Here is a 6,688-nt window from a genome sequence, read left to right as displayed (position 1 = left end):
AGCAAGAACCTTGCTGCCCCAACACCCGCAAAATCCAGCCTGGGTCTCGCGGCTGCCGGCAGGTCCAGCCTGTCCGCTCAGCCCCGATTCCCGTGGAACCTACAGCGCCTCTTCGTCGCTTTCGCCCGTGCGGATGCGGATCGCCTGTTCGACCGGCGTGACGAAAATCTTGCCATCGCCGATCTTGCCGGTGCGGGCCGCTTTAACGACGGCTTCAATGGCGGCTTCGACCTGGCTGTCGGGCAGCACCACTTCAACGCGGATCTTGGGCAGGAAGTCCACCACGTATTCGGCGCCGCGGTAGAGCTCGGTATGGCCTTTCTGGCGGCCGAAACCCTTCACTTCGGTAACGGTCAAGCCGCTGACGCCGACTTCGGCCAGCGCTTCGCGGACTTCGTCGAGCTTGAAGGGTTTGATGATGGCGGTGACTTGTTTCACGTTGGTCGTCCTGGGTTTTTGATCTGTTGCGGCGCCCTGGCTCGGCATGGCCGCAGGGCGCGTTGGATAAGAGAATACCACCCGCCAGGGGGCCCAAATACCGGGTTCCCCCTTGGCGGGACATCCCGGTCAGGCTTCGTCCGGAATGCGTTCGGCGTCGCGCATCCACACCACCGACTCGGAATCGCTGGGCGCGCGCCAGTCGCCGCGCGGCGACAGCGAACCGCCGGAGCCGACCTTGGGCGCGTTGGGCACGCAGGTGCGCTTGAACTGGCTGAGGCGGAAGAAACGGTCCAGGAAAATCTTCAGGTTGCGCTTGATGGCCGCCAGGTCGTACTGGTTGCGGGCCACGTGGCCGCCCTCGGGCCAGGCGCCGGCCTCGCGGTCGCGCCAGGCCGCCAGCGCCAGGAATGCCACCTTGGTCGGCGCAAAACCGTAGCGCAGCGTGTAGTACAGGTTGAAGTCCTGCAGCTCGTAGGGGCCGATGCTGTCTTCGCTTTTCTGGACCGGCTTATCGTCCGCGCCGCCCGGCACCAATTCGGGGCTGACGTCGGTGCCCAGCACATCCAGCAGCACCTGCGCCCCCTCCTCGCCCAGGCGGCCGGACTCGGCCACCCAGCGCACCAGATGGGTGATGAGGGTCTTGGGCACGCTGGCGTTGACGCTGTAGTGCGACATGTGGTCGCCCACGCCGTAGGTACACCAGCCCAGCGCCAGTTCGCTCAGATCGCCCGTGCCGATGACGATGGCGTTGTTGAAATTCGCGATGCGGAACAGGTGGTTGGTGCGTTCGCCGGCCTGCACGTTCTCGAAGGTGATGTCGTAGACCGGCTTGCCGTCCGCATAGGGATGACCCAGGTCCTTGAGCATCTGCAGGCAGCTGGGCCGGATGTCGATCTCGGACGCCGTGCATCCCACCACCGCCATCAACTGGCGCGCCTGCTGCAGCGTGCGCGTGCTGGTGGCGAAGCCGGGCATCGTGACCGCCAGGATATTGGAACGCGGCAACTCCAGCGCGTCCATGGCCTTGGCGCAGACCAGCAGCGCATGGGTGGAATCCAGCCCGCCGGAAATGCCGATGACGACCTTGGACATGCCGCTGGCCGACAGGCGCTGGACCAGGGCCTGCACCTGGATGCTGTAGACCTCCTTGCAGCGGGCATCGCGGCGCTGCGGGTCGGCCGGGACGTAGGGGAAGCGCGCCACGCGCCGCTCCAGCGGCAGTTCGGCGTCTTCCAGCGGCGGGTTCACGGGCACCGCCACGCTGCGGAACTTGCGGACTTCGTCCTGGTGGCGGCGCACCGACTGGCCGAAAGTGGTCTGGCGCATGCGTTCGCGCGACAGGCGTTCGAGGTCCACGTCCGAGAACAGCAGATGGGAATGGCCGAGAAAGCGTTCCGATTCGCCCAGCAGTTCGCCGTTTTCGTAGATGAGCGCCTGGCCGTCCCAGGCCAGATCGGTCGAGGACTCGCCCCGCCCGGCGGAGGTGTACATATAGGCCGACAGGCAACGCGCCGACTGCTGCGCCACCAGTTGGTGGCGGTATTCGGACTTGCCGACCACGATATTGGAGGCCGACAGGTTCACCAACACGGTGGCGCCCGCCAGCGCGGCGTAGGAGGACGGCGGGATGGGCACCCAGACGTCCTCGCAGATTTCGACGTGGAATTGGAACAGTGGCAGCTTTTCCATCTGGAAGATCAGTTCGGACCCGAAAGGCACGGCCTGGCCCAACAGGCTGATCTCGGAAACAATGGCGCAATCCCCAGCGCTGAACTGGCGCGCTTCGTAGAATTCGCCGTAGTTGGGCAGGTAGCTTTTCGGCACCACGCCCAGCACCCGGCCGCCGGCGGCGACCACGGCGCAATTGAACAGCTGATGGGCCACGCGCAGCGGCGCGCCGACGATCACGGCGATATCCATGTCGGCCGTGGCCGCGACCACCTGCGCCAGCGCGGCCTCGCATTCGTCCAGCAAGGCCTTCTGGTGGAACAGGTCATCGCAGGTATAGGCGGACAAGCCCAGTTCGGGAAAGGCCGCCAGCACCGCGCCGCCCTGGGCGGCCTGCTGCGCCAGCGCAATGGTCTGCGCGGCGTTGAACGCGGGGTCCGCGACCTTGCATTCGGGCACGCCGACGGCCACCCGGGCAAAGCCGTGGGAATACAGGTTGAAGAACGGGTTCGACATCGGGTCTATCGCCTGGGATTTCAACGCCTGGATTATCTCACGGGGCCACCCGCCGGCCCCGTCCGGACGCCCTGCCCGCGCCCGCTGTCCGCTAGCGCGGCATCTTGGCGTCGGTCAGCCCGTGCTCCGAGGGCGCGGCCAGGCCCGGGCGTCCGCCCTCGACGGCCAGCGCCGCCTGCAAGGCGCCTTCGCGCAGATGGGCGCCCATCGCCCCGATATCGGCGCCAGACGGCTGCTGGTACAGACGCAGGCCCAATTCAGGCAGGATGGCCAGCAGATGGTCGAAGATGTCGCCCTGGATGCGTTCGTACTCGACCCAGGCGGTCACGGCGGTAAAGCAATAGACCTCGACCGGGATGCCCTCGGAGGTGGGCTCCATCATGCGCACCATCATCGCCATGTCCTGGCGCACCTCGGGATTCTGCTTCAGGTAGGCCAGCGCATAGGCCCGCAAGGTGCCGATATTGGTCAGGCGGCGGCGGTTGGCCGGCACGCTGGCCAGATCGCCCATGGTCTGGTTGGCCTGGGCGATGTCGTGGGTCTTGGCTTGCAGGTAATCATGCAGCAAGCGGAAACGCATCAGCCGCTGCGCTTCGTCGTCGCTCAGGAAGCGCACGCTGGCCGAGTCGATGCGGATGGTGCGCTTGATGCGCCGCCCGCCCGATTCGAACATATGGCGGTAGTTGCGGTAGCTTTCCGAGAACAGCTTGTAGGTGGGCACCGTGGTGACGGTGTTGTCCCAGTTCTGCACCTTGACCGTGTGCAGCGCGATGTCCTTGACGAAGCCGTCGGCGTTGGACTGCGGCATCTCGATCCAGTCGCCGATGCGCAGCATGTCGTTGCTGGTCAGCTGGGTGCTGGCCACCAGCGACAGCAATGTGTCCTTGAACACCAGCAGCAGCACCGCGGACAGCGCACCCAGGCCGGAGATCATCCAGAGCGGCGAGCGGTCGATCAGGATGGAAAGCACCAAAACGGTGCATACCGCCATCAGGATCAGCTTGCTGATCTGGATATAGCCCTTGATGGAACGAGTTTGCGCCCGCGTGGTGGCGGAATAGGTATCCTGCCAGGCGCTCAGCACGCCCGAGAACGCCATGAACACGCAGACCCAGGCGCCGGCGTGCGCCAGCCGCCCGACGATGGTCACGGCCCGCTCCACGTGCGGCACCAGGCCTATGCCCAGCGACACCACCGCGAACGGCACCGCGTACCAGAGGTTCTGGTAGGCGCGGCGGCGCTGCAACGCCTTGTCCCAGTCGCCCCTGCCGCTCAGCACCAGCACGCGGTGCGCCAGCAGCAGCACGACCCGCGCCACGACCCACTGGACGAACAGCGCGGTCAGGATCAGCGCGCCGATCCCGATCAAGGTCTGCGCCCAGGCTTCGCGCGGCAGATGGGTATCCAATTGGGTGACCAGTTCTTCCCATTCCAGGGGCATAGGCTCTCTTCCTGCTCTAAGGTCTTGAAACTAATCCAGGATTATCCGACAAAGGCCCGCCCTGAGGGTTCGCCGCCCGCGGGACCGGCGCCCGCCTTCGCCCGGCGCCGCGCCAGGCCCTATAATTCCGCCCATCATGGCAAACACTCCCTCCCCCGATCAAAACCAGTTCGCCAACAAGGCGCAGGCCTGGTCCGCCCGGTTCTCGGAACCGGTTTCCGAACTCGTCAAGCGCTATACGGCGTCCGTGGATTTCGACAAGCGCCTGGCGCGCTACGACATCCAGGGCTCGCTCGCGCACGCGGACATGCTGGCCGCCCAAGGCATCATCGGCGCCCAGGATCTGGCCGACATCCAGCGCGGCATGACCCAAATCCTGTCCGAAATCGACGCCGGCAGCTTCCAATGGCTGCTCGACCTCGAAGACGTGCACCTGAACATCGAAAAGCGCCTGGTGGAACTGGTGGGCGACGCGGGCAAGCGCCTGCACACCGGCCGTTCGCGCAACGACCAGGTCGCCACCGACATCCGCCTGTGGCTGCGCGCTGAAATCGACAACCTGCTGGACCTGCTGCGCCAGCTGCGCCGCGCCCTGGCCACGGTGGCGCTGGACCACGCCGGCACCATCATGCCCGGCTTCACGCACCTGCAAGTCGCCCAGCCCGTCACTTTCGGCCACCACCTGCTGGCTTACGCCGAAATGTTCGGCCGCGACGCCGAGCGCCTGGCCGACTGCCGCCGCCGCGTGAACCGCCTGCCGCTGGGCGCCGCCGCCCTGGCTGGCACGTCGTACCCGATCGACCGCGAGCGCGTCGCCAAGACCCTGGGCTTTGACGGCGTCTGCCGCAATTCGCTGGACGCCGTGTCCGACCGCGACTTCGCCATCGAATTCTGCGCCGCCGGCGCGCTCATCATGACGCACGTCTCGCGCCTGTCCGAAGAGCTGGTGCTCTGGATGAGCCCGCGCGTGGGTTTCATCGACCTGGCCGACCGCTTCTGCACCGGCAGCTCGATCATGCCGCAAAAGAAGAACCCCGACGTGCCCGAGCTGGCCCGCGGCAAGACCGGCCGCGTCAACGGCCACCTGGTCGCCCTGCTGACCCTGATGAAGGGTCAGCCCCTGGCCTACAACAAGGACAACCAGGAAGACAAGGAAGGCCTGTTCGACACCGTCGACACCGTGCGCGACACGCTCACGATCTTCGCGGACATGGCCGGCGGCATCAAGGTCAAGGCCGACAACATGCGCGCCGCCGCCTTGCAAGGTTTCGCCACCGCCACTGACCTGGCCGACTACCTGGTCAAGCGCGGCATACCTTTCCGCGACGCCCACGAAGTGGTGGCCCACGCGGTCCGCGATTGCGAACAGCGCGGCTGCGACCTGGCCGACCTGTCGCTGGACGAGCTCAAGGCCTATCACGCCAGCATCGGCGACGATGTGCACCAGGTCCTGACCCTGGAAGGCTCCGTCGCGGCCCGCAAGCACGTGGGCGGCACCGCCCCCGAGCGCGTGGCCGAGGAAGCCAAGCGCGTGCTGCAGGAAACGGCGGAGTAAGGCTGGTTTTCTCCGACGCAAGATGATCGGCCCCGATTTATCGGGGCCGATTTTCATTGGAGCGTCAGATAGCGTATGTGTACGTTCTTTCAGCCGCCCGCTACACGATGCTCAGCGACTCCCCCAGCATCTCCACCACCGCATCCACCTTGGGCAGCAGCTGCTTGCTCAACGGCCACACCAAATACAGAGGCAATCCCTCGGTGGCCAGTTGCGGCAGCACTTCGACCACCCGGCCGTCGCGCAAGGCGTCGGCCGCCAGCCAGGTCGCCAGCTGCGCGATGCCGAAACCCGCGGCGACGGCGTCGACCTGGGCTTCGGCGCTGTCCAGCGCCATGACGCCATCCACCGGCCGCAGGCTGGCCGGCCCCGCGCCCTGCGCGATCCGCCAGGCGGGCGGCTCGCCGTCCGCGCGTCCGTAGGCCACTGCGTCATGTTGCGCCAGATCGTCTGCCGTCAGCGGCGTGCCGCGGCGTTCCAGGTATTGCGGCGACGCGCAGAAAATCACGCGCTCCGAGCCCAGGTAGCGGTGGCCCAGGCCGGGCGCCCACTGCTGCGGCCCGCCGATGCGCACGGCCACATCTATGCCCTCGTCGGCCAGGTCTACGAAACGGTCCGTGAACGACACGCAGGGCCGCAACTGCGGGTGCCGCTGGGCGAACTGCAACAGCAGCGGCAGCGCCACCCGGCGCCCGAAGGTCGCAGGCAGGTCCACCCGCAGCCGGCCGACGGGCTCCTGGCGCTGCGCCGCCAGCACCGCTTCGGCGTCCTGCAGTTCGGCCAGCACGCGCACGCAGGTCCGGTAGTAGGCGCTGCCCGCGTCCGTCAGCGCCAGGCGGCGCGTGCTGCGCTCGAACAGGCGGGTGCGCAGGCGGGCTTCCAGCCGGGCGACGCTTTTACCCACGGCCGAGGCGGTGAGATTGAGTCGGTCGGCGGCGGCGGTGAAGCTGCCGGCGTCGGCGGTGGTGACGAAGGCTTCGATGCCTTTGAGGCGTTCGGATGGGATCATGGGAGAAATATTAGGGAATCAGATTCCTAAATAAATAGAAAAAATACCTGAGATAAGA

At 66.6% G+C, this 6,688-nt stretch carries 5 protein-coding genes; 1 reads left to right on the top strand and 4 read right to left on the bottom strand.

The features are described 5' to 3' along the window. Positions 1-99: 99 nt before the first annotated feature. The 3 genes from WBB14_RS33685 to WBB14_RS33675 all read right to left on the bottom strand — a co-directional run bounded on the left by WBB14_RS33685 (position 100) and on the right by WBB14_RS33675 (position 4,066). Positions 100-438, bottom strand: a complete 339-nt coding sequence (locus WBB14_RS33685) for a P-II family nitrogen regulator (protein WP_013393295.1) — start codon at positions 436-438, stop codon at positions 100-102. A gap of 129 nt (positions 439-567) precedes the next feature. Further along, positions 568-2,625 carry an NAD(+) synthase gene (locus WBB14_RS33680; protein WP_424243596.1) on the bottom strand — a complete coding sequence of 686 codons (2,058 nt, stop codon included), beginning with the start codon at positions 2,623-2,625 and terminating at the stop codon, positions 568-570. Between the two features lie 91 nt (positions 2,626-2,716). Beyond that, positions 2,717-4,066, bottom strand: a complete 1,350-nt coding sequence (locus tag WBB14_RS33675) for a mechanosensitive ion channel family protein (protein WP_424243595.1) — start codon at positions 4,064-4,066, stop codon at positions 2,717-2,719. Between the two features lie 136 nt (positions 4,067-4,202). On the opposite strand from WBB14_RS33675, the gene argH reads away from it, so the two are divergent. Continuing rightward, the gene (gene argH / locus WBB14_RS33670) at positions 4,203-5,621 is read left to right on the top strand and encodes an argininosuccinate lyase (RefSeq protein ID WP_424243594.1); all 1,419 of its coding nucleotides are present in this window, start codon (positions 4,203-4,205) and stop codon (positions 5,619-5,621) included. A 100-nt stretch (positions 5,622-5,721) separates the two neighbouring features. On the opposite strand, the gene WBB14_RS33665 is transcribed toward argH, so the two are convergent. Beyond that, entirely contained in the window at positions 5,722-6,630 is a 909-nt protein-coding gene (locus WBB14_RS33665; protein WP_424243593.1) for a LysR family transcriptional regulator, read from the bottom strand. Positions 6,631-6,688: the final 58 nt, after the last annotated feature.

The sequence above is a fragment of the Achromobacter sp. genome (genome assembly GCF_049647645.1).
GTDB lineage: Bacteria > Pseudomonadota > Gammaproteobacteria > Burkholderiales > Burkholderiaceae_B > Achromobacter.
The sequence above is the reverse complement of the archived record's forward strand: the minus strand, read 5'-3'. Positions and strand labels throughout refer to the sequence as shown.